At 52.0% G+C, this 26753-nt stretch carries 22 protein-coding genes and 1 pseudogene; 17 read left to right on the plus strand and 6 right to left on the minus strand.

Annotated features, from left to right (window positions below; genetic code table 11):
- Positions 1–120 precede the first annotated feature (120 nt).
- The 14 genes from ispU to tilS all read left to right on the plus strand — a co-directional run bounded on the left by ispU (position 121) and on the right by tilS (position 16872).
- Positions 121–882 carry a (2E,6E)-farnesyl-diphosphate-specific ditrans,polycis-undecaprenyl-diphosphate synthase gene (ispU, locus tag DDT52_RS06575; protein ID WP_136155650.1) on the plus strand — a complete coding sequence of 254 codons (762 nt, stop codon included), beginning with the start codon at positions 121–123 and terminating at the stop codon, positions 880–882.
- A 9-nt stretch (positions 883–891) separates the two neighbouring features.
- Positions 892–1749 carry a phosphatidate cytidylyltransferase gene (gene cdsA, locus DDT52_RS06580; RefSeq protein ID WP_109052804.1) on the plus strand — a complete coding sequence of 286 codons (858 nt, stop codon included), beginning with the start codon at positions 892–894 and terminating at the stop codon, positions 1747–1749.
- A 16-nt stretch (positions 1750–1765) separates the two neighbouring features.
- Positions 1766–3121 (plus strand): sigma E protease regulator RseP, encoded by a 1356-nt coding sequence (rseP, locus tag DDT52_RS06585; protein WP_136155651.1) that lies wholly within the window; start codon positions 1766–1768, stop codon positions 3119–3121.
- A gap of 35 nt (positions 3122–3156) precedes the next feature.
- Entirely contained in the window at positions 3157–5589 is a 2433-nt protein-coding gene (gene bamA, locus DDT52_RS06590; protein ID WP_136155652.1) for an outer membrane protein assembly factor BamA, read from the plus strand.
- Positions 5590–5717: 128 nt separating this feature from the next.
- Positions 5718–6215, plus strand: coding sequence for a molecular chaperone Skp (gene skp, locus DDT52_RS06595; RefSeq protein ID WP_109052807.1), 498 nt, complete (start codon positions 5718–5720; stop codon positions 6213–6215).
- Between the two features lie 3 nt (positions 6216–6218).
- Positions 6219–7241, plus strand: coding sequence for a UDP-3-O-(3-hydroxymyristoyl)glucosamine N-acyltransferase (lpxD, locus tag DDT52_RS06600; protein ID WP_136155653.1), 1023 nt, complete (start codon positions 6219–6221; stop codon positions 7239–7241).
- A gap of 217 nt (positions 7242–7458) precedes the next feature.
- Positions 7459–7932, plus strand: coding sequence for a 3-hydroxyacyl-ACP dehydratase FabZ (gene fabZ / locus DDT52_RS06605; RefSeq protein WP_210732682.1), 474 nt, complete (start codon positions 7459–7461; stop codon positions 7930–7932).
- 4 nt (positions 7933–7936) lie between these two features.
- The gene (gene lpxA, locus DDT52_RS06610; RefSeq protein ID WP_136155654.1) at positions 7937–8725 is read left to right on the plus strand and encodes an acyl-ACP--UDP-N-acetylglucosamine O-acyltransferase; all 789 of its coding nucleotides are present in this window, start codon (positions 7937–7939) and stop codon (positions 8723–8725) included.
- Between the two features lie 3 nt (positions 8726–8728).
- Positions 8729–9877 (plus strand): lipid-A-disaccharide synthase, encoded by a 1149-nt coding sequence (gene lpxB, locus DDT52_RS06615; RefSeq protein WP_136155655.1) that lies wholly within the window; start codon positions 8729–8731, stop codon positions 9875–9877.
- The gene (rnhB, locus tag DDT52_RS06620; protein WP_136155656.1) at positions 9874–10470 is read left to right on the plus strand and encodes a ribonuclease HII; all 597 of its coding nucleotides are present in this window, start codon (positions 9874–9876) and stop codon (positions 10468–10470) included. Before lpxB ends, rnhB begins: the two co-directional genes overlap by 4 nt.
- A gap of 80 nt (positions 10471–10550) precedes the next feature.
- Positions 10551–14033 carry a DNA polymerase III subunit alpha gene (dnaE, locus tag DDT52_RS06625; protein WP_136155657.1) on the plus strand — a complete coding sequence of 1161 codons (3483 nt, stop codon included), beginning with the start codon at positions 10551–10553 and terminating at the stop codon, positions 14031–14033.
- Between the two features lie 12 nt (positions 14034–14045).
- Complete coding sequence (gene accA, locus DDT52_RS06630) at positions 14046–15005, plus strand: acetyl-CoA carboxylase carboxyl transferase subunit alpha (RefSeq protein ID WP_136155658.1); 960 nt, start codon at positions 14046–14048, stop codon at positions 15003–15005.
- 160 nt (positions 15006–15165) lie between these two features.
- Complete coding sequence (locus tag DDT52_RS06635) at positions 15166–15555, plus strand: VOC family protein (RefSeq protein ID WP_109052815.1); 390 nt, start codon at positions 15166–15168, stop codon at positions 15553–15555.
- A 3-nt stretch (positions 15556–15558) separates the two neighbouring features.
- Complete coding sequence (gene tilS, locus DDT52_RS06640; protein ID WP_136155659.1) at positions 15559–16872, plus strand: tRNA lysidine(34) synthetase TilS; 1314 nt, start codon at positions 15559–15561, stop codon at positions 16870–16872.
- 86 nt (positions 16873–16958) lie between these two features.
- Here tilS and rof read toward each other — a convergent pair whose 3' ends face one another.
- Positions 16959–17219 (minus strand): Rho-binding antiterminator, encoded by a 261-nt coding sequence (rof, locus tag DDT52_RS06645; protein WP_109052817.1) that lies wholly within the window; start codon positions 17217–17219, stop codon positions 16959–16961.
- Positions 17206–17406 (minus strand): YaeP family protein, encoded by a 201-nt coding sequence (locus tag DDT52_RS06650; RefSeq protein WP_109052818.1) that lies wholly within the window; start codon positions 17404–17406, stop codon positions 17206–17208. Before DDT52_RS06650 ends, rof begins: the two co-directional genes overlap by 14 nt.
- Before the next feature lie 239 nt (positions 17407–17645).
- On the opposite strand from DDT52_RS06650, the gene DDT52_RS06655 reads away from it, so the two are divergent.
- Together DDT52_RS06655 and nlpE are read left to right on the plus strand one after the other, a co-directional pair.
- Positions 17646–18194 (plus strand): YaeQ family protein, encoded by a 549-nt coding sequence (locus tag DDT52_RS06655; protein WP_136155660.1) that lies wholly within the window; start codon positions 17646–17648, stop codon positions 18192–18194.
- Between the two features lie 147 nt (positions 18195–18341).
- Positions 18342–19034, plus strand: coding sequence for an envelope stress response activation lipoprotein NlpE (gene nlpE, locus DDT52_RS06660; protein ID WP_136155661.1), 693 nt, complete (start codon positions 18342–18344; stop codon positions 19032–19034).
- 64 nt (positions 19035–19098) lie between these two features.
- Here nlpE and mutS read toward each other — a convergent pair whose 3' ends face one another.
- Positions 19099–21666, minus strand: coding sequence for a DNA mismatch repair protein MutS (gene mutS / locus DDT52_RS06665; RefSeq protein ID WP_136155662.1), 2568 nt, complete (start codon positions 21664–21666; stop codon positions 19099–19101).
- A 146-nt stretch (positions 21667–21812) separates the two neighbouring features.
- On the opposite strand from mutS, the pseudogene DDT52_RS06670 reads away from it, so the two are divergent.
- Positions 21813–22216, plus strand: a pseudogene (locus tag DDT52_RS06670) (integrase); the annotation flags it as partial.
- A gap of 851 nt (positions 22217–23067) precedes the next feature.
- Here DDT52_RS06670 and DDT52_RS06675 read toward each other — a convergent pair.
- The 3 genes from DDT52_RS06675 to DDT52_RS06685 form a co-directional block, all read right to left on the minus strand.
- Positions 23068–24798 carry a nitrilase-related carbon-nitrogen hydrolase gene (locus DDT52_RS06675; protein ID WP_136155663.1) on the minus strand — a complete coding sequence of 577 codons (1731 nt, stop codon included), beginning with the start codon at positions 24796–24798 and terminating at the stop codon, positions 23068–23070.
- A 105-nt stretch (positions 24799–24903) separates the two neighbouring features.
- Complete coding sequence (locus tag DDT52_RS06680; protein ID WP_136155664.1) at positions 24904–25545, minus strand: ANTAR domain-containing response regulator; 642 nt, start codon at positions 25543–25545, stop codon at positions 24904–24906.
- A complete protein-coding gene (locus tag DDT52_RS06685) occupies positions 25535–26701 on the minus strand; it encodes a transporter substrate-binding domain-containing protein (protein WP_136155665.1) in 1167 nt (388 codons plus the stop codon). The genes DDT52_RS06680 and DDT52_RS06685 overlap by 11 nt, the downstream gene beginning before the upstream one ends.
- Positions 26702–26753: the final 52 nt, after the last annotated feature.

Raw genomic sequence — 26753 nt, forward strand, 5'->3', positions numbered from 1 at the left:
CTTAGCGCCGGCGGTAGTATAAAGTTAAGCTGTGATCGTTCACGGCTTTTTTTGCGCTAACGGGGTCTGATGTTACGGAAGGACTGTTGTATTTCTTACTTGAGGAAATAAGTACGCGTTATGCCGTCCGATAATCAAAAAAATGCTGATAATCTGTCGTTTGCCAAACCACGGCACGTCGCCATTATCATGGATGGGAATGGCCGCTGGGCGAAAAACCGGGGAAAACTGCGGATCTTTGGTCATCAGGCTGGCGTAAAATCTGTGCGTCGGGCGGTGAGTTTTGCCGTTAGTCATGAACTTGATGCATTAACACTTTATGCGTTCAGCAGTGAAAACTGGAATCGCCCTGCCCAGGAAGTTACGGCGTTGATGGAGCTTTTTGTCCGGGCGCTGGATAGCGAAGTGAAAAGCCTGCACAAACACAATGTTCGCCTGCGGATCATTGGCGATATCAGTCGTTTTAGTCTGCGTTTGCAAGAGCGGATTCATCGTTCGGAAGCGCTTACAAAAAATAATCAGGGCCTGACACTGAATATTGCTGCGAATTATGGCGGTCGTTGGGATATCATTCAGGGAGTAAGGCGGCTTGCAGAGCAGGTACAGGAAGGAACATTACGTCCTGACAGCATTGATGAAGATTCATTATGCCAATATATTTGCCTGAATGAGCTGGCTCCGGTTGATTTGGTGATCAGAACCGGTGGAGAACATCGCATAAGTAACTTTTTGCTGTGGCAAATTGCTTACGCCGAGCTTTATTTTACCGATGTCCTTTGGCCTGATTTCGATGAACAAGTCTTTGAAGGTGCGCTGAATGCATTTGCACAACGCGAGCGTCGCTTCGGGGGAACAACACCTATCGATGCTGATGCATCCTAGGGGGAACTTTTGCTGAAGTATCGCCTGATTACTGCTCTAATCTTGATTCCGATTGTTATCGCGGCATTGTTTTTGTTGCCCCCGCTGGGATTTACGCTGGTTACGCTGGCTGTCTGCATGTTGGCGGCCTGGGAATGGGGACAGCTGTCAGGGTTTGTCACCTATGGCCAGCGCCTCTGGTTGGCCATTTTATGTGGTTTTTTACTGGCGCTGATGCTGTTGACCCTTCCGGCATATCATTATTCGGTTCATATCCTGCAAATCAGCGCCGCGCTCTGGAGCGCTTTAGTCTGGTGGGGTGTTGCGCTGTTTCTGGTTTTGTCTTATCCCGCTTCCGCATCGCTGTGGCGACATTCCCGCGTTTTGCGGCTGGTGTTCGGGATCGTGACGATAGTTCCTTTTTTCTGGGGGATGGTCGCACTTCGCCAATATAATTATGATGTGAATCCTTTTACCGGCGCATGGTGGTTGTTGTACGTTATGTTGCTGGTGTGGGGGGCAGACAGCGGCGCCTACATGTTTGGCAAACTGTTTGGCAAACGCAAGCTGGCGCCAAAGGTTTCTCCGGGAAAAACCTGGGAAGGTCTTGTCGGCGGGTTGGTCACATCAGCCGTGATTTCCCTGCTGTTTAGCCACTATGCTCCCTTGACCGTGGCGCCATCAACGTTGTTGATTTGTTCTATTGTGGCGGCCCTGGCTTCGGTGCTGGGTGATTTGACCGAAAGTATGTTCAAGCGTGAAGCCGGTATTAAAGACAGTAGTCATTTGATCCCCGGACACGGTGGCGTGCTGGATCGTATTGATAGCCTGACAGCAGCCGTACCGGTGTTTTCCTGTCTGATGCTGTTGATATTTAAAGCTGTTTAGGATGAAACGGTAGAGTATGATGAATTTCCTTTGGAGTCTGGCCGCCTTTATCATCGCACTGGGTGTGTTGATCACCGTGCATGAATTTGGTCACTTCTGGGTAGCTCGTCGGTGCGGCGTTAAAGTTGAGCGTTTTTCCGTCGGTTTTGGCCGGGCATTGTGGCGCCGCCGGGATCGGCTTGGCACGGAATATGTCATCGCGCTAATCCCGCTCGGCGGCTATGTCAAAATGCTCGATGAGCGAGTCGATACCGTCGCACCAGAGCTTCGCCACCAATCATTTAATAGTAAAACTGTCTGGCAGCGTGCGGCTATCGTCAGCGCGGGCCCTGTTGCCAATTTCCTTTTTGCCATCGTCGCGTATTGGCTGGTATTTATTATCGGTGTACCCGGTGTGCGGCCCGTGGTTGGTGAAATATTACCCAACTCCATCGCCTCTCAGGCGGAAATGTCAGCGGGAATTGAACTAAAGTCGGTTGATGGTATCGAAACGCCTGATTGGGATACGGCTCGTCTGGCATTGATCGGTAAGATTGGTAGCCGCGAAGTCGTCATTGACGCTGCGCCTTTAGGTTCCAGCCAGACCGTACGGAAAACGCTGGATTTGCGTGATTGGCAGTTTGAGCCTGACAAGCAGGATCCGGTCATGTCTCTGGGGATGGTTCCCCGCGGACCGCAGATTGAGGCAGTATTGACTCAGGTTCAGTCAGGATCGGCAGCAGAAAAAGCGGGTTTGCAAGTTGGGGACAGGATAGTTAAAGTCGGCGGGCAGGTGTTGACGCACTGGCGTGATTTTGTCACTGCCGTGCGTGACAATCCGGAGCAAAGTATTGCGTTGGATGTCGAACGGGGAGGCGTAACGCTGCCTCTGACGCTGACTCCTGACAGTAAACCTGTTGGCAATGGTAAGGTTGAAGGGCTTGCGGGTGTGTTACCCAAAGTGGCCCCGCTGCCTGAAGAATACAAAACGGTACGTCAGTACGGGCCGTTTAGTGCCATCTATCAGGCGACGGATAAAACCTGGCAACTGATGAAATTGACCGTCAGTATGTTGGGTAAACTGATAACGGGTGATGTTAAGCTGAATAACCTGAGCGGTCCGATTTCGATTGCTCAGGGGGCGGGAATGTCAGCAGATTATGGATTGATTTATTATCTGATGTTTTTAGCTTTAATCAGCGTCAATCTGGGGATCATCAATCTGTTCCCTCTGCCGGTATTGGATGGTGGACACCTGCTCTTCCTTGCAGTTGAAAAACTGAAGGGCAGGCCGGTTTCTGAGCGTGTGCAGGACTTTAGTTACCGCATCGGCACTGTGTTGCTGCTGCTGTTAATGGGGCTCGCACTTTTCAATGATTTCTCTCGCCTCTAAGCGTGAGATTAGGTTAGGAAAAACGCATAACAACGATGGCGATGAAAAAGTTGCTCATAGCGTCGCTGCTGTTCAGCAGCGCCACCGTATACGGTGCAGACGGGTTCGTAGTGAAGGACATTCATTTCGAGGGCCTGCAACGGGTTGCCGTCGGTGCGGCATTACTCAGTATGCCTGTCCGCGTTGGTGATACCGTCAGTGATGATGATATCGGTAATACCATCCGTGCTTTGTTCGCTACCGGAAATTTTGAAGATGTTCGCGTCCTGCGCGATGGCGAAACGCTGATTGTGCAGGTGAAAGAGCGTCCGACAATCGCCAGCGTCACTTTCTCCGGCAACAAGTCGGTGAAAGACGACATGCTGAAGGAGAATCTGGAAGCCTCTGGCGTGCGCGTCGGCGAAGCGCTGGATCGTACCGCGCTTTCCAGCATCGAGAAAGGACTGGAAGATTTCTACTACAGCGTGGGTAAATACAGTGCGTCGGTGAAAGCCGTTGTCACGCCGTTGCCTCGTAATCGTGTTGATCTGAAGCTGGTGTTCACGGAAGGCGTGTCCGCCAAGATTCAGCAAATCAATATCGTCGGTAATAAAGCCTTCAGCTCCGATGAACTGATTTCTCATTTCCAACTGCGCGATGAAGTGCCGTGGTGGAACGTGGTCGGCGATCGCAAATACCAGAAACAGAAACTGTCCGGCGATTTGGAAACGCTGCGTAGCTTCTATCTGGATCGCGGCTATGCCCGCTTCAACATCGATTCGACGCAGGTCAGTCTGACGCCGGATAAAAAAGGCATTTACATTACCATCAACATGACGGAAGGCGATCAATACAAGCTTTCCGGTGTCGCCGTTAAGGGTAATCTGGCCGGTCATTCTGCGGAAATTGAAGGGCTGACTAAAATCGAGCCCGGTGAATTGTATAACGGCACCAAAGTTACCCGTATGGAAGAGGACATCAAAAAGCTTCTGGGCCGCTATGGGTATGCTTATCCGCGTGTTGTCACCCAGCCGGAAATCAATGACGCCGATAAGAGCGTGAAACTGAACATCAACGTTGATGCCGGTAATCGCTTCTATGTCCGTCGGGTCCGTTTCGAAGGTAACGATACTTCCAAAGACTCCGTCCTGCGGCGTGAAATGCGTCAGATGGAAGGCGGCTGGTTAGGTAACGATCTGGTTGAACAGGGTAAAGAGCGTCTTAATCGACTGGGATACTTTGAAAGCGTTGATGTAGAAACTCAGCGTGTGCCCGGTACTGCCGATCAGGTTGATGTGACTTATAAAGTCAAAGAGCGTAACACGGGGACATTTAACTTCGGCGTGGGCTTCGGTACTGAAAGCGGCGTCAGCTTCCAGGCGGGTGTCCAGCAGGATAACTGGTTGGGAACCGGCAACTCCGTGGGTATCAGCGGGACGAAAAACGATTACCAGACCTATGTTGAACTGTCGCTGACCGATCCGTATTTTACCGTCGATGGCGTTAGCCTCGGCGGCCGTATCTTCTATAACAAGTTTGAAGCATATGATGCGGATCTGTCCGATTATACCAACGTCAGCTATGGCGTCGGCAGTACGTTAGGTTTCCCGATCAACGAAAATAACTCGCTGCGCCTGGGTCTGGATTATGTTCATAATGACCTGTCTGACATGAGGCCGCAGGTCGCCATGTGGCGTTATCTGAACTCTGTCGGCGTTAATCCTGAAGTGGTAGTCGAGAACAATAAGTCCAGCGCAGATTTTAAAGCGAACGACTTCTTCCTGAATACCGGATGGGCATATAACAATCTGGATCGCGGCTACTTCCCGACCAAAGGTACGCGGGCTTCCGCCAACGCCAAGGTCGCCATTCCGGGTTCAGACAACGAATACTATAAATTGACGTTTGATTCAGCGACCTATTATCCGCTGACCGACAGCGGTAAGTGGGTCGTTATGGGAAGAGGCCGCGCGGGTTATGCGGATGGCCTGGGCGGAAAAGAAGTGCCATTCTATGACAACTTCTACGCCGGTGGCTCCAGTACGGTACGTGGCTTCCAGTCAAATACCATTGGGCCTAAAGCGGCATACTATAAATGCCAGACTCCGCTGCCAGATTCTTATGCCAACTGCCCGATAGATTCAAGCAATCTGGACGATGCGGTCGGCGGTAACGCCATGGCGGTTCTGAGTGCCGAGCTGATCGTACCGACACCGTTTATCAGTGACAAGTATGCCAGTTCAGTACGTACGTCGTTGTTTGTCGATGGTGGTACCGTCTGGGATACCAACTGGAAAAATACGGACGCCACATTGGCCGCAGGCGTTCCTGATTACAGCAAACCGAACAATTTCCGTATTTCCAGCGGGATCGCTTTGCAATGGATGTCTCCGCTTGGGCCATTGGTGTTCTCCTATGCCCAGCCGGTCAAAAAATACGATGGAGACAAGTCGGAGCAGTTCCAGTTTAATATTGGCAAAACCTGGTAATGTGACGTCGGCAGGTCGTATGCAAGACAAATCGCATGGCGGGCATAGCCAGGAATCCTGATAATGCTATGACGCTATGCACATTGAATGTGTTAAGACACAATTTAGGTTAGGTTGAGGAGTTTATAGTGAAAAAGTGGTTGTGTGCCGCAGGCCTCGGTTTAGCATTGGCTGCATCTGCAAGCGTTCAGGCTGCCGACAAGATCGCGGTTGTTAACGTATCCAGCATTTTCCAGCAGTTGCCGCAGCGTGAAACGGTAGCTAAACAGCTTGAAAATGAATTCAAAGGCCGTGCTTCCGAATTGCAATCAATGGAAAACGATTTGCAGTCTAAAATGCAGAAGCTTCAGCGTGACGGTTCTACCATGAAGGCGAGCGATCGCAGCAAAATGGAAAAAGACGTCATGGCTCAGCGCGAACAGTTCTCTACCAAAGCGCAGGCTTTCGATCAGGACAACCGCCGCCGCCAGATGGAAGAGCGCAATAAAATCCTGAGCCGCATTCAGGACGCGGTAAAAGCGGTTGCCAGCAAAGAAGGTTATGATGTTGTGATTGACGCTAACGCGGTGGCGTATGCCGCCAATGCAAAAGACATTACTGCCGATGTGCTGAAACAGGTTAAATAAACCATGTATTCAATTCGACTGGGTGATTTAGCCCAACAGTTGGATGCACAATTACACGGTGATGGCGATCTCGTCATCACCGGTGTTGCTTCTATGCATTCGGCAAAGTCAGGACAGATTACGTTTCTGTCTGACAGTCGCTATCGTGAGCAATTGACAGGGGCTCAGGCCTCCGCCGTCGTGCTGACTGAAGCGGATTTACCATACTGTCAGGTTGCTGCGCTGGTAGTGAAAACCCCCTATCTGACCTATGCGCGTATGGCGCAATTGATGGATACCACACCACCACCGGCGGCGGATATCGCCCCCAGCGCGGTGATTGCGCCAGATGCCGTATTAGGCAAGCAGGTCGCGATTGGCGCGAATGCGGTGATTGAGTCCGGTGCGCAGCTGGGAGACGGTGTTATCATCGGCCCGGGCTGTTTTATCGGTAAACATGCCCGCATCGGCGCCGGTACCCGGCTTTGGGCGAATGTGACGATTTATCATAACGTTGAACTGGGCGAACAGTGCCTGATTCAGTCTGGCGCGGTGATTGGTTCTGACGGTTTTGGCTATGCCAACGACCGCGGCAACTGGATCAAAATCCCGCAGCTGGGAACCGTCAGAATTGGCGATCGGGTTGAAATCGGCGCAAGCACGACGATCGATCGCGGCGCCTTGGATGATACCATCATCGGCAATGGTGTAATTATTGATAACCAGTGTCAGATTGCGCACAACGTTGTGATTGGCGACAATACCGCGGTGGCGGGTGGCGTCATTATGGCGGGCAGTCTGAAAATTGGCCGTTATTGCATGATCGGTGGCGCCAGTGTGATTAATGGACACATGGAGATCTGCGATAAAGTCACTGTGACAGGAATGGGTATGGTCATGAGACCAATCACTGAACCTGGGGTATACTCTTCAGGTATTCCGTTACAGCCTAATAAAGTTTGGCGTAAGACCGCAGCGCTGGTGATGAATATTGATGATATAAGCAAACGGTTAAAAGCCGTTGAACGAAAAGTCGATCATAATTAGCCGCTGGCGTTTTGTTTCATAGGATGTAAACATACTGGATGAGAAGCGTATAGTCTGAGCTAAACGTATAGTCTGGATGTAAAACGTCCGGGTGCAAGCGAGCGATCTTTCATCAGATAATGTTCGCGTACCAGCGTACGAATCCTTATTTGCGGCCTGCCTGAAGATCCCCCCTTTTAGGGTCTGAGCAGGCCGTGTTGTTGATGGCATCAGTTTTATGGACAGGAAGAGTATTTTGACTACTGACACTCATACTCTGAATATTGAAGAGATCTTAGAATTATTACCGCATCGTTTCCCGTTTTTGCTGGTCGATCGTGTATTGGATTTTGAAAAAGGGAAATTTTTACGGGCGGTGAAAAACGTTTCTTTCAATGAACCCTTCTTTCAGGGACATTTCCCAGGGAAACCCATTTTTCCTGGCGTGTTGATTTTGGAAGCCATGGCTCAGGCAACTGGTATTCTGGCGTTTAAAAGCGTTGGTAAACTGGAGCCTGGCGAGCTGTACTATTTCGCGGCTGTGGACGAGGCGCGCTTTAAGCGTCCTGTACAGCCAGGGGATCAAATGATCCTGGAGGTTGAATTTATTAAAGAGCGTCGCGGAGTTGCACGCTTTAAAGGTGTCGCCAAAGTTGATGGTGAAGTGGCCTGTGAAGCGTCAATGATGTGTGCTCGTCGTCGGGAGGCCTGATAACGTGATTGATCAAACCGCCTTTATTCACCCCAGTTCCATTGTTGAAGACGGTGCCATTATTGGCGCCGGCGCTCATATTGGCCCATTCTGCTATATCGGTTCTCAGGTTGAGATCGGTGCGGGGACGGTGCTGAAATCGCATGTTGTGGTTAATGGCATTACCAAGATTGGCCGCGATAACGAAATCTATCAATTCGCCTCAATTGGCGAGGTGAATCAGGATCTGAAATACGCAGGAGAACCGACTCGCGTTGAGATCGGCGATCGTAACCGTATTCGTGAAAGCGTCACGATCCACCGTGGTACCGAGCAGGGAGGTGGGTTGACTAAAGTCGGCAGCGATAATCTGTTGATGATCAACACGCATATCGCGCACGACTGCGTCATTGGCAATCGTTGTATTCTGGCTAATAACGCGACGCTGGGCGGACACGTTTCCGTTGATGATTTTGCCATCATCGGTGGTATGACGGCGGTGCATCAGTTCTGTATTATCGGCGCGCACGTCATGGTTGGCGGTTGCTCTGGCGTCGCGCAGGACGTTCCGCCTTATGTGATTGCGCAAGGTAACCATGCCACGCCGTTTGGTCTGAATATCGAAGGACTGAAGCGTCGCGGCTTTGAGAAAGACACTCAGCATGCCATTCGCGCTGCTTATAAACTGATTTACCGCAGCGGAAAAACGCTGGATGAGGTAAAACCGGAAATCGAAGCGCTGGCGGTGGAACATCCCGCGGTACAGGCGTTTATTGATTTCTTCGCGCGTTCAACCCGCGGTATTATCCGTTAATCTATGTCAGAACGTCCTGTCGTTATCGGATTGGTCGCCGGAGAAACTTCCGGCGATATTCTTGGCGCGGGGTTGATTCGCGCGCTGAAAGCTCAGGTGCCCAACGCTCGTTTTGTCGGCGTCGCCGGGCCTCGTATGCAGGCTGAAGGTTGCGAAGCCTGGTACGAAATGGAAGAACTGGCCGTGATGGGCATCGTTGAGGTGCTTGAGCGATTGCCACGTCTGCTCAAAATTCGCCGGGATTTGACCCGGCGTTTCACCGAACTCAAGCCTGATGTTTTCGTCGGGATTGACGCGCCCGATTTTAATATTACGCTGGAAGGTAATCTGAAACAGCGTGGTATCAGTACGATTCATTATGTCAGCCCGTCTGTCTGGGCCTGGCGTCAAAAACGCGTTTTCAAAATAGGTAAAGCGACCAATCTGGTTCTGGCGTTTCTTCCTTTTGAAAAAGCGTTTTACGATCGTTTCAACGTTCCCTGCCGTTTTATCGGTCATACCATGGCGGATGCGATGCCTTTGCATCCAGACAAAATGGCGGCGCGAGCGACATTGGGCGTTGGGCCGGATGCCCTGTGTCTGGCGTTGCTGCCGGGCAGCCGCGGTGCGGAAGTCGAAATGCTGAGCGCGGATTTTCTTCATACGGCAGCGCTGCTGAGACAGCGATTTCCCGCGCTGGAAATTGTGGTGCCGCTGGTTAACGGAAAACGTCGTGAGCAGTTTGAGCGGATAAAGAATACGGTTGCGCCTGATTTACCGGTGCATATGCTGGATGGTCAGGCCCGTGAAGCGATGATCGCCAGCGATGCCGCACTACTGGCATCAGGAACGGCGGCGCTGGAGTGTATGCTGGCAAAATGTCCGATGGTGGTGGGGTATCGTATGAAACCTTTCACCTTCTGGCTGGCGCGGAAACTGGTGAAAACGCCGTGGGTGTCCTTGCCAAATCTGCTGGCTGGGCGAGAACTGGTGACGGAACTGCTACAGACCGATTGCACACCGGATAAGCTGGCCGAGGCGCTGCTCCCATGGCTGACGGATGCGGATAAGACCGCGGAACTGCAAACCACATTTTTAGCGTTGCACCAGCAAATTCGTTGCAACGCGGACGAGCAGGCGGCTCAGGCCGTACTGGAATTAGTGAAATCATGAATGAGATGTTTATCTACCCGCAGGCGCACTGCATTGCGGGGGTTGATGAAGTAGGGCGCGGGCCGTTGGTTGGCGCGGTGGTTACCGCCGCGGTTATCCTCGACCCTTCCCGGCCGATTATCGGTTTGGCTGATTCAAAGCAGCTGAGTGAAAAACGTCGGCGGGCGCTTTATGATGAAATCAAAGAGAAAGCATTGTCCTGGAGCCTGGGACGGGCCGAGCCTGAAGAAATCGATCGTTTGAATATTTTGCACGCCACCATGTTGGCCATGCAGCGTGCCGTTGCCGGACTGGCAATCACACCTGATTTTGTTCTGATCGATGGTAATCGTTGTCCTGCGCTCGCCATGCCATCCCAGGCAGTGGTAAAAGGGGATAGCCGTGTTGCGGAAATCAGTGCAGCGTCGATTATGGCGAAGGTCACACGCGATCGTGAGATGGTGGAACTGGATAAACGTTTTCCGGCTTACGGTTTTGCACAACATAAAGGGTATCCAACCGCGTTTCATTTAGAGAAACTGGCGGCTTTGGGCGCAACCGAATTTCACCGTCGGAGTTTCGCGCCAGTAAAACGGGCGTTGGGATTGGCGTAGAACGCCATCATCATTCACTCTCGGCGCGGCGATATGTCTAATTGCCGCGCCGACTAATCGATAAATTCTGGGATCTGGAGATGGCCGAACCACGTTTTGTTCACCTGCGTGTTCACAGTGACTATTCCATGATCGATGGGCTGGCCAAGATCGGGCCGCTGGTAAAAAAAGCGGCGGCGCTGGGGATGCCCGCGCTGGCGATTACCGATTTCACCAACCTGTGTGGACTGGTGAAGTTTTATGGCGGTGCGCATGGCGCGGGTATCAAGCCCATTATCGGCGCCGATGTGTTAGTCGCCAGTGAAGAACTGGGCGATGAACTGGCCCAGCTCACGATACTGGCGATGGACAACGAGGGATACCAGAATTTAACCCTGCTGATTTCACGCGCTTATCAGCGTGGCTATGGCGCTGCCGGCCCAACGATCGATCGCGATTGGCTTATTGAATATCGGCATGGGCTGATTCTGTTGTCAGGCGGACGCCATGGCGATGTCGGCAAGTTCGTGTTGCGTGGAAATCGGATGCAGGCCGAGCAGTGCGTGGCGTTTTATCAGCAGCACTTCCCTGACCGCTATTATCTGGAATTAATCCGCACCGGTCGTCCGGACGAAGAAAGCTATCTGCATTCGGCTGTAGAATTGGCGACAAAACACGGTATTCCTGTGGTTGCCACTAACGATGTGCGTTTTATCAGTGAAGATGATTTCGATGCGCACGAAATTCGGGTTGCCATCCACGACGGTTATACCCTCGACGATCCCAAACGCCCCCGCAATTACAGTGCGCAGCAATACATGCGCACTGAAGATGAAATGTGCGAACTGTTTGCCGATGTGCCTGAAGCACTGATCAACAGCGTCGAAATCGCCAAGCGTTGTAATGTGACTATCCGCCTGGGTGAATACTTCCTGCCACAGTTCCCGACCGGGGATATGAGTACGGAAGACTATCTGGTCAAACGTGCAAAAGAAGGGCTGGAAGAGCGTCTCGAATTTCTATTCCCTGAACTGGAAACACGGACGCAAAGACGCCCTGAATATGATGAACGTCTGGATATCGAACTCAAGGTTATCAACCAGATGGGATTCCCCGGTTACTTCCTGATCGTAATGGAATTTATCCAGTGGTCCAAGGATAACAATGTTCCCGTGGGGCCGGGACGTGGTTCTGGTGCGGGATCGCTGGTGGCCTATGCGTTGAAGATTACCGATCTGGATCCGCTGGAATTCGACCTGCTGTTTGAACGCTTCCTTAACCCCGAACGCGTATCCATGCCTGACTTTGACGTCGATTTCTGCATGGAAAAACGCGATCTGGTGATTGACCACGTTGCGGAAATGTATGGCCGCGACGCGGTTTCACAGATTATTACGTTTGGTACGATGGCGGCGAAAGCGGTTATCCGCGATGTAGGCCGCGTGCTGGGGCATCCCTACGGTTTTGTCGATCGTATTTCCAAACTGGTGCCGCCCGATCCGGGGATGACGCTGGAAAAAGCCTTTGCCGCCGAACCTCAGCTGCCTGAAATTTATGAGGCGGACGAAGAGGTCCGGGCCCTTATCGATATGGCGCGCAAGCTGGAAGGCGTGACGCGTAATGCCGGAAAACATGCCGGCGGGGTGGTGATATCTCCCACTAAAATCACTGATTTTGCGCCGTTGTACTGCGATGCCGAAGGTAACCATCCGGTTACCCAGTTTGATAAAAGCGATGTTGAATACGCCGGACTGGTGAAATTCGACTTCCTTGGCCTGCGAACGCTGACCATCATCGACTGGGCGTTGGAAATGATCAATGCGCGGCGGGCGAAACAAGGGCTTGAGCCGATAGATATCGCGGCGATCCCGCTTGATGATAAGAAGAGTTTCGACATGTTGCAGCGGTCGGAAACCACGGCGGTATTCCAGCTTGAATCGCGCGGCATGAAAGATTTGATCAAACGTCTGAAACCCGACTGCTTTGAAGATATGATCGCGTTGGTGGCGCTGTTTCGCCCTGGTCCATTGCAGTCCGGCATGGTGGATAACTTTATTGACCGTAAGCACGGTCGTGAAGCGATTTCCTATCCTGATATCGAATGGCAGCATGAATCGCTCAAGCCGGTGCTGGAACCGACCTATGGTATTATTCTGTATCAGGAACAGGTGATGCAGATCGCCCAGGTTCTGGCGGGATATACGCTGGGCGGGGCCGATATGCTGCGCCGGGCGATGGGTAAAAAGAATCCGGTCGAAATGGCCAAACAGCGCGGCGGTTTTGAAGACGGCGCCAAATCGCGCGGCGTAGATGGCGAACTGGCGGTTAAAATCTTCGATCTGGTAGAAAAATTTGCCGGCTATGGGTTTAACAAGTCGCACTCGGCGGCTTATGCGCTGGTTTCCTATCAGACGCTATGGCTGAAAGCGCATTATCCTGCGGAATTCATGGCGGCGGTGATGACCGCCGATATGGATAACACCGATAAAGTGGTGGGGCTGGTTGACGAATGCTGGCGGATGGGGTTAAAAATCCTGCCGCCGGATATTAATAGCGGGCTTTACCATTTCCATGTTAACGATGACGGTGAAATCGTTTACGGTATCGGGGCGATTAAAGGCGTGGGTGAAGGCCCGATTGAAGCCATTATCGAGGCGCGTAATCAGGACGGTTATTTCAAAGAACTGTTTGATCTTTGCGCCCGGACGGATATCAAAAAGCTGAACCGCCGGGTGCTGGAAAAGCTGATCATGTCCGGGGCATTTGATCGTCTTGGGCCACACCGTGCCGCGCTGATGAATTCATTGGGCGACGCGCTGAAGGCGGCCGATCAGCATGCCAAAGCGGAAGCGATCGGTCAGGTCGATATGTTCGGCGTCCTGGCGGACGCGCCTGAACAGGTTGAACAATCCTACAGTACGGTTCCGCCCTGGCCGGAGCAGGTGGTGCTGGATGGTGAAAGGGAGACGCTGGGGCTCTATCTGACCGGCCACCCGATCACCCAGTATCTTAAGGAAATCGAACGTTATGCCGGTGGCTTGCGTTTGAAAGATATGCACCCGACGGATCGGGGGAAAATGACCACTGCCGTCGGGCTGGTGTTGGCTGCCCGGGTAATGGTGACCAAGCGGGGAAACCGCATTGGTGTCTGTACGCTGGACGATCGTTCCGGTCGCCTTGAAATTATGCTGTTTACCGATGCATTGGAAAAATATCAGCATTTGTTGGAAAAAGACCGTATCCTGATCGCCAGTGGCCAGGTCAGCTTTGATGACTTCAGCGGCGGGCTTAAAATGACCGTCCGCGAGTTAATGGATATCAGCGAAGCGCGGGAAAAATATGCGCGCGGGCTTGCTATCTCGCTGACTGACAGGCAAATTGATGACCAGCTATTAAACCGTCTCCGCCAATCGTTGGAACCCCATCGGTCGGGGACGATCCCAGTGCATCTCTACTACCAGCGAGAAGATGCGCGTGCCCGGTTACGTTTCGGTGCTGCATGGCGAATAACGCCGACGGATACGTTACTGAATGAGCTGCGCACATTAGTGGGGAATGAGCAGGTGGAACTGGAATTTGACTAATATAGGAATACTATGAGTCTGAATTTTCTTGATTTTGAGCAGCCGATTGCAGAGTTGGAAGCGAAAATTGACTCGCTGACCGCAGTCAGCCGTCAAGACGAAAAATTAGATATTAATCTGGACGAAGAAGTTCAGCGTCTGCGTGAGAAGAGCGTTGAACTGACGCGTAAAATTTTCTCCGATCTGGGGGCCTGGCAGGTCGCTCAGTTGGCGCGTCACCCACAGCGTCCGTATACGCTTGATTACGTTAAGCATATCTTTACCGACTTTGATGAATTAGCGGGCGATCGCGCCTATGCTGATGATAAAGCGATTGTCGGTGGGATTGCGCGTCTGGATGGTCGTCCGGTGATGATTATTGGTCATCAGAAAGGGCGTGAAACCAAAGAAAAAATCCGTCGTAACTTTGGTATGCCGGCGCCGGAAGGTTACCGCAAGGCGCTGCGACTGATGGAAATGGCTGAACGCTTCAGGATGCCGATTATCACCTTTATCGATACACCGGGCGCTTATCCCGGCGTCGGCGCGGAAGAGCGCGGTCAGTCAGAGGCGATTGCGCGTAACCTGCGTGAAATGTCGACGCTGCGTGTGCCGATTGTCTGTACCGTTATTGGCGAAGGCGGTTCTGGCGGCGCGCTGGCAATCGGCGTTGGCGATAAAGTCAACATGCTGCAATACAGCACCTATTCTGTTATTTCCCCGGAAGGTTGTGCCTCTATCCTGTGGAAAAGTGCGGACAAAGCGCCGCTGGCCGCTGAAGCGATGGGCATTACCGCACCGCGGCTGAAAGAGCTGAAAATGATTGATAGCGTTATCCCTGAGCCGTTGGGATCGGCGCATCGTAACGTTGCCGCGATGTCGGAGTCGTTGAAAGCACAATTGCTGGCCGATCTGCTCGATTTGGACAGCCTGAGTGAAGAAGAACTGCTCAATCGTCGTTATCAGCGTCTGATGAATTACGGCTACTGCTGATTTTATTCATTACGCTGTAATCTGAAAGTCTGCGATCAGCAATGGGAGCGGACTTTTTGCTATTATGAGCACCATGCGGGCGCGTGAGGTGTTATCCGTCTTTAGAAAATTATCTGTCGATTATCATCCCATTCACCATACATAGTACAAGCAGGTACTCATGCTAAAAATCCAGGATATTCATCATATTGCGATTATTGCCGCCGACTATGAACGCAGTAAGGCATTTTATTGCGATGTGTTGGGTTTTTCGCTGCAAAACGAGGTGTATCGTGCCGGGCGAGATTCATGGAAAGGTGATTTGGCATTGAACGGCCGGTACGTTATTGAACTGTTTTCTTTTCCCTCACCTCCGGCGCGGGTCAGTCAGCCTGAGGCATGCGGCCTGCGGCATCTGGCTTTTGCCGTTGAGAACGTTGAATTGGCGATGGCTTCGTTGACCGATGCTGGTGTGAGCTGCGAACCGGTGCGCATCGATCCTGAAACGCAACGACGATTTATTTTTTTCCGCGATCCTGATGGATTGCCTTTAGAACTGTATGAGGTTTAAACCGTGACGATCGCGGAAACCTTGCTTGATTCAGTGGCTGAATGTACTGCGGGCCATCGGCATATACTGATGGCGTACAGCGGCGGTTTGGATTCCAGCGTGTTATTGCATCTCCTGGTCACATTACGCCTGCGTGATGACCGGGTTATCCGTGCCGCTTATGTGCATCATGGTCTGAATCCGCTGGCGGATAGTTGGGCGGAACATTGTCGGCACTGCTGCCAGCAGTGGCAGGTGCCTTTTGCTTCGCTGCCCGTGACGGTGGATGCGCAAAACGGCGGAATTGAAGCGGCGGCAAGGGAGGCGCGCTATCAGGCTTTGAGTGCGCATTTGCAGGATGACGAGGTATTGCTGACGGCACAGCACCTTGATGACCAGAGTGAAACTTTTTTGCTGGCGCTCAAGCGCGGCAGCGGACCTGCCGGGCTTTCCTCCATGGCGGCTTGCGCTGAGCTTGATGGCCATCCGTTATTACGACCGCTGTTAGCATTCTCGCGGCAACAGTTGGAACAGTATGCGGCGCAGCATCAGCTGAGCTGGATTGAAGACAACAGTAATCAGGATGCTCGCTTTGACCGGAATTTTTTACGTCATCGGGTGCTGCCACTGCTAACCCAGCGTTGGCCGCATTTTTCTTCGGCCGTGGCGCGCAGTGCGCAACTGTGTGCTGAGCAGGAACAACTGCTGGATGAACTGCTGGCTGAGTCGCTGCACGCCTTGTGTCAGCCTGATGGGGCACTGAGTATTGCAGGATTGCGCCCATTGAGTCCGGTGCGTCGTTTTGCGTTGCTGCGCCGTTGGCTGGCAGGAAACGGCGTACCGATGCCGGCACGCGATCAACTACACCGGTTATGGCATGAAGTAGCGATCAGCCGTCAGGATGCAGAACCTGTGTTGCAGCTTGGTCAATGGCAAATCCGGCGTTTTCGTCAGTATCTCTATGTTCTGCCGCTGATGTCGTCACTAAAAAACTGTGTCTTGCCGTGGCAACCACAATCGGGACCGCTGGCATTGCCTGATGGGCTGGGATCGCTGGCATTGGCCGAGCACGGAACCGCTATTCGCCCACCGCGTGCGGAGGAGCCTGTCAGCATTCGTTTTACCGCCAGCGGCATGCTCTATATTGTTGGCCGATCGCATGGGCGTCAGCTCAAGAAGCTGTGGCAGGAGATGGGCGTGCCGCCGTGGTGGCGCGACAGGACGCCGTTGGTGTTTTATGGCGAACAACCCATCGCCGCGCCTGGACAGTTTGTGACGCGGGAAGGGCAGGCTGAAGAAAATGGTCCATGCTGGCATATTGACTGGCGTAAAACCTGAGTAGTGATCTCTGAAGGCTGAAATGAAAACGGACAACCAGGGGCGTGTACACAGGTTGTCCGTTTTGAAGAAAAGCTTGCGGGGCGTCAAGATTCGCTGACGACGACTTTTCCTATTTCCGGATGGCTGAAGCTGACAATGTGATCGAGTCGCAGTTCACGTGTTGAACCCGCCTCTTCGATCACCAGGTATTCCACATGTTTACGTGAGATCATATCACTGGCCTTGCCGGTAACGATCTCACCACTACGCAGTTCCAGCGTCAGCGTTAAGTTTTGCTGACAGGTCGCTTCCAGGTTGTCGTAATCATCACAGTTGATGGGTTGATATTCGTTACTCATTGACATAATCGCTCACCAATAAGTTAGCGGCGGCATAGGCCGCCTGTTCCCTGACAGAGGATGGCAATGCCGTATTCGCGGCGATTTCATCCAGGGTTTTCAATACACAACCCAGCGCGTCGGGTATATAGCCCAGATCGCCGCTGGCGATCTCTGCGTATAAGCGGCGTACTAATTCACAGTATTGTTGCACTATATCCTCCCTTGAAAGCTTAACCCGGTAGACATTCATGCATCATCACTTTGACTGCATCTGATGTTGTAAGCCTACGAAGATAAACTCTATTTATCCAGACGACTATAGCATAGGCTCCGTCAGGATATCAGTATTCCTCAGATACCTAATCTATCAGTTACGTGGCGGATATCACCTTTACTGTGAGGATAGTACGAACTCAAGTACACTGTCAGCGGATAAATACGAGGTAACAGATGGCATTAAAAGCAACGGTTTACAAAGCAACGGTGAATATCGCGGACATGGATCGTCATTTTTTCCATGACGCCAGCCTGACGATTGCCCAACACCCTTCAGAAACAGAGCAGCGCATGATGTTGCGTTTGCTGGCGTGGATCTGTCATGCGGATGAAAATCTACGCTTCACCAAAGGGTTAAGTGCTGACGATGAGCCGGAAATCTGGTTGCGCAATGACACCATGGAGTTGGAGCTATGGATTGAACTGGGGCTACCGGATGAAAGGCGACTGAAAAAAGCCTGTAACCAGTCGCGTGCGGTCGTTCTGTATGCCTATAGTGACCGTGCCGGACAGGTATGGCGGCAAAATATCGCAGATAAAATCGCCGGGTATAAAAACCTGACCGTTCGTTTTCTTGACGATCGCCAACTGATTCAGCTTACTGCGCTGGCTCAGCGCAACATGACGCTACAGGCGACGTTGCAGGAAGGAACGATCTGGTTGTCGGATGATAAGAATAGTCTGGAAATCACTTTTGCCGACTGGCAAATTGCCCGGAAATAACAGAGATGAACAAAAATTAGGGCAAAATAGCAGGGATAAAGCATAAAAATGGTGTTCTTTATATCTTTTATACCGATCGGTTGTTCTACATAAAAGCGATTCGGTGTATTTGTTTGAGCACCTGACAAACGCAGCAGGATGATAACGATGAAAAAAATGGCTCTCGGTATGCTGTTTCTGGCAGGTATTTCTGTCCTGATAGGATGCCATACGCGCTCACAAATGCAGGAAGAACCACTTAAGCCTATGGCACAAAGCTACCGCGGCACGCTCCCCTGTGCCGATTGTGAAGGTATTGATACTTCACTGTTTTTGGAGAAGGACGGTACGTTTATTCTGCGTGAGCATTACCAAACCACACGCGCAGGCGCCAATACCTTTGCTGAGTACGGGCAGTGGCGAAGAACGGCGGATATGCTGGTGTTAACCAACAGTCATGGTGAGAAACGCTACTTTCGCCCGACGAATGATGGTCTTGAAATGCTCGACCAGCAAGGCGTCGTGATCCAATCGTCTTTGCCTTATCAGTTGAAAATCAGTGAACAACCGCTACCGGATACTCCCATGCTGATGAAAGGTATGTATCGTTATATGGCGGATGCCGCGACCTTTGCTGATTGCGCGACCGGTAAAACCTTTGTGGTGCAGAATAATATCCAACTGGAAAGGCGCTACCTAAAAACGGTAACCGAAGCAGGCAACCCCGTATTTACGACATTTACCGCTCATTTTGCGATCGTCCCGTCGATGGAAGAAGGACGGATGACCAAAGCCCTGATCCCCGACAAGGATAACGTGAGAATGAATGCGCAAGGGCGCTGCGATACGCGGGTGGAGTAGTTGGCAACATAAAGGCGCTGATGGGGTCAGCGCCTTTTTTGATATGACGATGGAATTTTCCGGCTTACAGCATTTTCTTCAACTGATACAGCCAGTCCAGCGCCTGACGTGGCGTTAACGCGTCTGGATCGATGGATTCTAACGCTTCCAGCGCAGGCGACGGTTCTTCTTCATTTCCCAGCAGTGCCAGCTGTGCGCCATCAATGTGGCTGGCTGACGCATTGTTGGATAGCGTTTCCAGCTCTTTGAGCTTTTGGCGTGCTCGCTTGATGACATCTTTCGGCACGCCCGCCAACGCCGCCACCGCCAGTCCATAACTTTTGCTGGCGGCGCCATCCTGAACGCTGTGCATAAATGCGATAGTGTCACCATGCTCGCGCGCGTCCAGATGCACATTGACGACGCCTTCCATTTTTTCAGGCAGATTGGTCAGTTCGAAATAGTGGGTTGCGAATAGCGTCATGGCTTTGATGCGGTTAGCCAGATTTTCAGCACAGGCCCAGGCTAAGGATAAACCATCATAGGTTGATGTTCCGCGACCGATTTCGTCCATCAGTACCAGACTATTTTCCGTGGCGTTATGCAGGATATTCGCGGTTTCCGTCATTTCTACCATAAAGGTTGAACGACCGGAGGCCAGATCGTCAGCGGCACCCACGCGGGTGAAAATGCGATCCACCGGGCCAATAACGGCCTGATCGGCGGGAACGAAGCAGCCAATGTGCGCCATCAGCACGATCAGCGCCGCCTGACGCATATAGGTGCTTTTCCCGCCCATATTCGGACCGGTAACGATCAGCATGCGGCGCTGCGGAGAAAGAGACAGTGGATTCGAGATAAAGGGTTCACTGAGAACCTGTTCCACCACCGGGTGACGCCCGCCAACAATCTTGATGCCAGGTTTGTCGCTGAGCGTCGGACAGACATAGTTCAGCGTATCCGCGCGCTCCGCCAGATTGGTCAGCACATCCAATTCGGCGAGGGCCGCCGCACTTTGCTGAAGTTCGGCCAGATGGGGCAGCAGCAGGTCGAACAGTTCGTCATAGAGGGCTTTTTCCAATGCCAGCGCCTTGCCTTTGGAGGTCAGCACCTTGTCTTCATATTCTTTCAGTTCGGGAATGATGTAACGTTCGGCATTTTTCAGCGTTTGGCGGCGTACATAATGTATCGGCACCAGATGACTTTGGCCGCGGCTGACCTGAATATAATAGCCGTGTACGCCATTAAAACCGACCTTGAGCGTATCCAGCCCCAGTTTCTCACGCTCGCGGATTTCCAGCCTGTCCAGATAATCACTGGCGCCGTCAGCCAGCGCCCGCCATTCATCCAGCTCGGCATTGTAACCCGGAGCAATCACGCCACCGTCGCGAACCAGTACCGGCGGGGACTCGATGACGGCACGTTCAAGTAGCGCCTGTAGTTCGTCGAATTGCCCAATCTGGCTCACTAGCTGACGGATAGCGTCCGTTTCCAACGGCGCCAATTGGGCGCGAATATCGGGAAATTGCTGGAAAGCATGGCGCATGCGCGCCAGGTCGCGCGGACGGGCGGTGCGAAGCGCCAGACGCGCCAGAATACGTTCCAGATCGCCGACCTGACGCAGAGAAGGCTGCAATTCAGGTGCAATGTTTTGCAGTGCGCTGATGGCCTGCTGACGCTGCGTTAATGCGGCAATATCCCGGCTGGGCATATGGATCCAGCGTTTCAACATCCTGCTGCCCATGGGCGTGACGGTACAGTCGAGCACGGCGGCCAGCGTATTTTCCGTTCCGCCGGACAGATTCTGCGTCAGTTCCAGATTACGCCGTGTGGCGGCATCCATGATGATGCCATCCTGCTGACGTTCCATGGTGATGCTGCGGATATGCGGCAGGGAGGTACGCTGGGTATCTTTGGCATATTGCAGCAGACAGCCTGCCGCCCGCAGCGCCGGCTTGGCCTGCTCAACGCCAAATCCGGTGAGATCGCGCGTGCCGAATTGCAGATTGAGCTGCTGACGGGCGGTATCCAGTTCGAATTCCCACAGCGGACGGCGGCGCAGACCATGACGATGTTCAATCAACTGCATGGACTCAAATGATTCGGGATAGAGCAGTTCGGCTGGATTGGTGCGTTGCAGCTCGGCAGTCATGGTTTCCTGATCGGCAGGTTCGGTGATCTGGAAACGGCCGGAACTGATATCCAGCGTGGCATAGCCGAATCCGCGGCCATCCTGCCAGATAGCGGCCAACAGGTTGTCTTGTTTTTCCTGTAGTAATGCTTCGTCACTGATGGTGCCGGGGGTTACGATGCGTACGACCTTGCGCTCTACCGGCCCTTTGCTGGTGGCCGGATCGCCGATTTGTTCGCAAATGGCGACGGATTCGCCCAGTTGCACCAGCTTGGCAAGGTAGTTTTCAACGGCGTGATGCGGTACGCCGGCCATGGGGATGGGCTCACCGGCAGAAGCTCCCCGCTTGGTCAGCGAAATATCCAGCAGCTGAGATGCCCGTTTGGCATCGTCATAGAACAGCTCGTAGAAGTCACCCATGCGATAAAACAGCAGAATTTCCGGATGTTGTGATTTCAACTTGAAGTACTGCTGCATCATGGGCGTGTGGGCGGTGATGTCCTTGTCAATAGACTCATTCATATTGATTTTACTCGGTTTTTAGTCTTTCAATCGGATCAGGTGGCCGCTTGTAAAATAGTCAAAAACCTACCTGAACCCATAAATTTGTATACTAGATAAGATGTGATCACCATCCTGTCTGGCTGATATACATTTGGACGACTTAGATGAATATGACACTCAATCAGTCTATTATAATCAATAAGTTATCTGTTGATGTGAAACCAGCCTTCGATCCCGAAGGGCGTATCATCCGTGTTCCAAATCCTGAACGAAAACCCTATCTTATCACCGATAATCACCGTGATTCACCCGTAGGTTTTGGTGTAAAAATCAGTACTACTAAAAAAACCGATATCATCCAGCGACAGGTAGATCCCGGGCAACGGACGGCAACCGGGGTAAAGCACCACAGGAAGTTATCAGAGCCACGATTGGAAATGTATCGGATTTTGCCAATATCGATCAGACACGCGAAACGGCTCGCAACTTTGCTCAGACGATGGAACAAACGAAGCGAAGTCCGTATGCGATCAGAAAAGAAATCAATGTGGCTGAACTGACCATCAGTTTTCAGTGGGTTAGTCAATAGTCGTTATTAAGCGATGTGTATGATTTATAATGGTTTCAATAATCAATAATTATCACGGTAATTATTTGGATTGAGTTAATGCCGATGAGAGAAAAAACCAAAAATGTAGACCATCGATATACTAAAAAATGGCTGATTAGCCCATTTTTTCTTTGTTTTTTAGATAGGAATATGATTTATATGCTAAATTAATTGGTCCAAGATAATATACAAAAAAAGAGGAAATACTGTAAAAAACAAATGAATTAATATTCCAACAACATCATCTGAAATATTAAATATAACGTTAATGAAAAATGCAGAAATAAGTATAATCGATATAAAACACCCATTATAAAATGTCTTTTTAAATAGTGAGTTAACATTAATAATGTTTCTTAACTATCTTCACCACGAGAAATTATTTTTTCATATGAATAATATTTTCTTGTATGAACCCGTTTTCTAACAGTTCTTTTTCCATCTCCTGATCGTTCATGGTTTTTCCTTTTTTATTAGTTTATATGATTTATATGCCAAATTCATAGGTATTATATAATATACTAAAAAAAGAAATATCATCGTAAAGAAAAAATATACCATAACCACAATCATGTCGTTTTTTATAAATAGATTTACTATAAGGATAAAGTTTTCAGATGTATAGTTATCGTGATCATTATTTGCGCATAATTAATAACGGTAAGATGAAAACGTTAGCGGATGGCATCGGGCCATTTGAAGTTTACCCCTTTCTGCAAGGCCGTCGGGTAACTGGCTGAATCAGGACAGTTCCACCAGGCAGAAAATCTGACGGGGAACTATCCTGCCCGATCCAGCCGGGTAAAAGTCTAACTGACGATCAACGGGGTGTAGTGATGCGGCAAGCGCATGGCCACCAGATCTTTTCTGCGCACCACGTTGGTTGGGTAATCGCTGTTGGCGACCGGACGGGTATCAATCCGCTGGGTGACAATCTCCTGTTCCTGCCACAATACCTGTTCATCTCGAGGGAAGCGGAAGGTTTCCGGACCAAAAATGCCGCTGAAACCGCCGCTGGCGCCGTCTACATGATTAGCGAAGGCCAGATAGAGATTATTTTCCCCGGCTCGGGTTCGCATGAGATGCCAATGTAAGGGATCGGCGCCTGTCGGGATCGGGTAATTCTGTTTCACCGCACTGCCGGCATGAGAGCCGGTGAAGCCGCCAGATAATGCGGCGGAACAGGCCAGAATATCGCAGCCTGCCAGTGCCAGAATACGAGCCGCTTCCGGCAGCAGGAGATCGTTGCCCAGCAGCAAACCGATGCGCCCCAGCGGGGTATCAAAGGTTAACCACTCGTCCCCTGCGGATGCCCACTGCTGGTCGGATTCGCACAGGTGCATCTGGCGATAGCGTCCGATGACGCCCTGCGGGCCGAATAGCATCTGCGTATTGTAGTAGGCGTCACCCGCCTGTTCTGCCATTCCTATCACCAGATGTATCCGCAGTTTCATGGCTAAGCGCGTCAGGTTCTGCACGGCAGGGCTATCTGCGGTTTGAGCATTGGCGGTTGGCGTAGCGTTTCCCGTCAGCGCACGTTCCGGGAACACCAGTAATTCGCTGCCTTGCTCGCGGACGGCTGCTTCGGTCAGCATAATAATCTGTGCCAGATTGTCATCAACCTGTTCACCCGGAGTGTATTGCGCCACGCTGATACGGCTTTGGCGGCCTGCCGGCAACGGGCGATGTCCGTAAAGCCCGAAGAAATCCTGCGGATTCCATAAGAAGCTGTCGCTAAGCAGTGACTGGTAATGGTTGGGGCGGCGCTGGCTGAGCACCGGTTGGCCCAGTACCTGATGCTGGCGGCTTCGGCGGATATCAATGTCGGCAAAGGCGATACCGTCGCCATCATCGATAACGGCGGCGATGTGGCCGTCGGGTTCGATGATGCAGCTACCGCCGCTGAACTGCACGCCGCGCTCCAGACCCCAGCGGTTACTTTCAATCAGGTAGCAGCTGTTTTCCATTGCACGGCTAATCCAGTAGGGGGCGGGGGTTCGCTCCGCCAGCCAGTTGCTAATGTGGCAAATAATGTCCGCACCGCCCAGCGCCAATAAGCGCGCGGTTTCCGGATAATGAATATCCATGCAGACCAGCATCCCGATACGGCCAATTGGCGTATCAAAGACCTGATGACCGAGATCGCCCGCGGCGGCCCATTTGGGTTCGGAAATATAGGGATGAGTTTTGCGATGGCAGCCAATGACGCCCTGCGGGCCAATCAAAACGGCGCTGTTGTAATACAGCGACGTGGCGGCATCCGCTTCCGGCATGCCGAGTACAATATAGCATTGATAACGCTGCGCTAATTCTGCAAAGCGTCCGGTTGTGTCACTGGGTATGGTTTCGACCAGTGGCGCGATTTCATGACGGTCGTACCAGCAGTAACCCGTCGTGCCCATTTCCGGCGTGGTGATCAGTTTTGCCCCCTGTTGGGCAGCCTGCTCCACCATCGCCAGCAACTGACGAATATTGTCTTCTTTGGCGGCCAACGTCGGTTCAAACTGCACGGCCGCAGCGAGAAAAGGGGCGATAGGCATCATTATCCTCACAAATGGTTAGGGGTTCTGGTATTGGCGTCAGTCCTGTGACATTCCTGCGCAAGGCAGCCTGAAGGCAGGCTGACGTTTATCGGCCGGCTGCGCTTATCCGTTTTTACGGCTATTGGTACTGCCCGGCGTGGTCCATGAAAAAATATCGTTGGCCTGAATCAGGGCGCAGGCAATTTCCTCAACGGTGATACGTTTATCCATCGCCTGGTGACGCAGGATTTCATAAGCCTGCTCTTCGCCGATATTGTGCATGCGCATCAAAATGGCTTTGGCCTCACTCACCTGACGCAAACTGAGCATCTTTTTTTCCAGCCTCTCGATGCGATCGGCCATTTGCCGACGCTGCTGGGCATGGTGCAGCGCAAACACCATGGTAGACAGCAGCCCGGAAGCCCTGACCGGTGTCGTGATGGTCGCGCTTGCCCCCATACTCAGTGTCTGATCGATAAACGTCGGATTTTCGTAGCTGCTGATGGTGATCAATGCATGCTTGTTGAGATCGAGCCAGGGCACCTCCGGTTCAGGGCGATCGGATTGCAGGGCAAAAAAGATCAAATCGGTATCGGCAGGCAGCGTCTCGGGAACGGGCCAGTACGCCCGCACCTTAAAGCTCATCCGTCGCAGGTGATTGGTCAGGGTTTCGCCATCGGCATCATCCGGATGCAACACCACACAGCGAATTCCCCGGCTGAGTAATAAGGCGGTTGCACTGGCGCGTGGGTCGCTATGGCGCATTGGGATACTCCACTTTTGTCAGTTTAGTGACCCAGTCTCCCTGAATCTGATTGGTCATATAGGGATCCGGCGCGACGATCCGGCGTGACTCTCGCACTATGGTGAATTGTCCTGATGCGTTTGCTTTGCCGATACGGGGATAGAGTCCGGTGTGCTGATTGAGCGGATCGATGCGAATTCGCCCCTGTGGTGCGTCGAATTCGCTGCCGCGCAGTGCGGGCAATAGATGATGAATACTGTCGCTGTCACACTCCTGCATGGCTCTGGCAAACAAATGCACCTGGCTGTAGGTGGCCTCCCAGTTCAGATCGGTATTCACATCCGGCCCGAACTGCTGGTGGAATTGTTCGAGCGCGGCCTGATTGGCCTTACTGTTGATGCTCTGGAAATAAGGCGCGGAGGTGTAATGCCCGACCGCCAGCTCCGCGCCCATCATGGCAATCTCGGTTTCTGACGTATTCAAGCTGCCGATCGGCATACGGGCGGGATCGAGCCCGGCTTCATGATAGGCTCGATAAAGAAAAGGCACGGTCTGACCGACGACGGTGCTGAAAATAAAATCCGGCTGTTTTTTCCTGATATCCTCCACCACCGGCAAAAACGCTTCGTATGGCGCGTTCAGCGCCAGATAGCGTTCCCCGACGACGGCCCCATCAGGATATTGCAGAATCAACTCCTGCATATTGCGATTGCTTTCGTAGGGGTACACGTAGCGTGAGCCGATCATGTACACCCTCGCCCCAAAATGACTGGCGAGATAATCAGCCAGTTGGACGCAGTTTTGGTTGGGCGCCGCACCGCCGTAGAGAATATTTTCCGAGAACTCAAAGCCTTCATACAACTGGGAGTAAAACAGCAGGCGCTGATATTTCTCCACAATGGGCGACATGGCCTTACGACTGCTGGAGGTATAGCCGCCAAAGATCACATTGACGTTGTCTGAGACGATCAACCGCTCGGCCAGCGCGCGGAACCGGGTATCCTCTGATTGAGGATCGTAATGTATCGCGTTCAGCAATCGGCCGTTAATCCCACCGTTCTGGTTGATTTCAGTAATGGCCTGGGTTGCCCCGCGCAATTGCGACAGTTCCAATGCCGCCGTCACGCCGCTGGAAGAATAAAGTAAACCAATATTGACTGGTGTGGCTGAACCCATATAAACCTGCTTGTTTGGCTAAAATAGCGGTTACGCTCCGCCCGGTATCCGC

The sequence above is a fragment of the Brenneria roseae subsp. roseae genome, assembly GCF_003115845.1.
GTDB classification, from domain to species: Bacteria; Pseudomonadota; Gammaproteobacteria; order Enterobacterales; family Enterobacteriaceae; genus Brenneria; species Brenneria roseae.

Excerpts from the sequence above, each read along its gene's own strand:
- ispU (WP_136155650.1), top strand. The coding sequence starts at position 121 with ATGCCGTCCGATAATCAAAAAAATGCTGATAATCTGTCGTTTGCCAAA.
- rseP (WP_136155651.1), top strand. The coding sequence starts at position 1,766 with ATGATGAATTTCCTTTGGAGTCTGGCCGCCTTTATCATCGCACTGGGT.
- bamA (WP_136155652.1), top strand. The coding sequence starts at position 3,157 with ATGGCGATGAAAAAGTTGCTCATAGCGTCGCTGCTGTTCAGCAGCGCC.
- lpxD (WP_136155653.1), top strand. The coding sequence starts at position 6,219 with ATGTATTCAATTCGACTGGGTGATTTAGCCCAACAGTTGGATGCACAA.
- fabZ (WP_210732682.1), top strand. The coding sequence starts at position 7,459 with ATGGACAGGAAGAGTATTTTGACTACTGACACTCATACTCTGAATATT.
- lpxB (WP_136155655.1), top strand. The coding sequence starts at position 8,729 with ATGTCAGAACGTCCTGTCGTTATCGGATTGGTCGCCGGAGAAACTTCC.
- rnhB (WP_136155656.1), top strand. The coding sequence starts at position 9,874 with ATGAATGAGATGTTTATCTACCCGCAGGCGCACTGCATTGCGGGGGTT.
- dnaE (WP_136155657.1), top strand. The coding sequence starts at position 10,551 with ATGGCCGAACCACGTTTTGTTCACCTGCGTGTTCACAGTGACTATTCC.
- accA (WP_136155658.1), top strand. The coding sequence starts at position 14,046 with ATGAGTCTGAATTTTCTTGATTTTGAGCAGCCGATTGCAGAGTTGGAA.
- DDT52_RS06635 (WP_109052815.1), top strand. The coding sequence starts at position 15,166 with ATGCTAAAAATCCAGGATATTCATCATATTGCGATTATTGCCGCCGAC.
- rof (WP_109052817.1), bottom strand. The coding sequence starts at position 17,219 with ATGTCAATGAGTAACGAATATCAACCCATCAACTGTGATGATTACGAC.
- DDT52_RS06655 (WP_136155660.1), top strand. The coding sequence starts at position 17,646 with ATGGCATTAAAAGCAACGGTTTACAAAGCAACGGTGAATATCGCGGAC.
- nlpE (WP_136155661.1), top strand. The coding sequence starts at position 18,342 with ATGAAAAAAATGGCTCTCGGTATGCTGTTTCTGGCAGGTATTTCTGTC.
- mutS (WP_136155662.1), bottom strand. The coding sequence starts at position 21,666 with ATGAATGAGTCTATTGACAAGGACATCACCGCCCACACGCCCATGATG.
- DDT52_RS06675 (WP_136155663.1), bottom strand. The coding sequence starts at position 24,798 with ATGCCTATCGCCCCTTTTCTCGCTGCGGCCGTGCAGTTTGAACCGACG.
- DDT52_RS06680 (WP_136155664.1), bottom strand. The coding sequence starts at position 25,545 with ATGCGCCATAGCGACCCACGCGCCAGTGCAACCGCCTTATTACTCAGC.
- DDT52_RS06685 (WP_136155665.1), bottom strand. The coding sequence starts at position 26,701 with ATGGGTTCAGCCACACCAGTCAATATTGGTTTACTTTATTCTTCCAGC.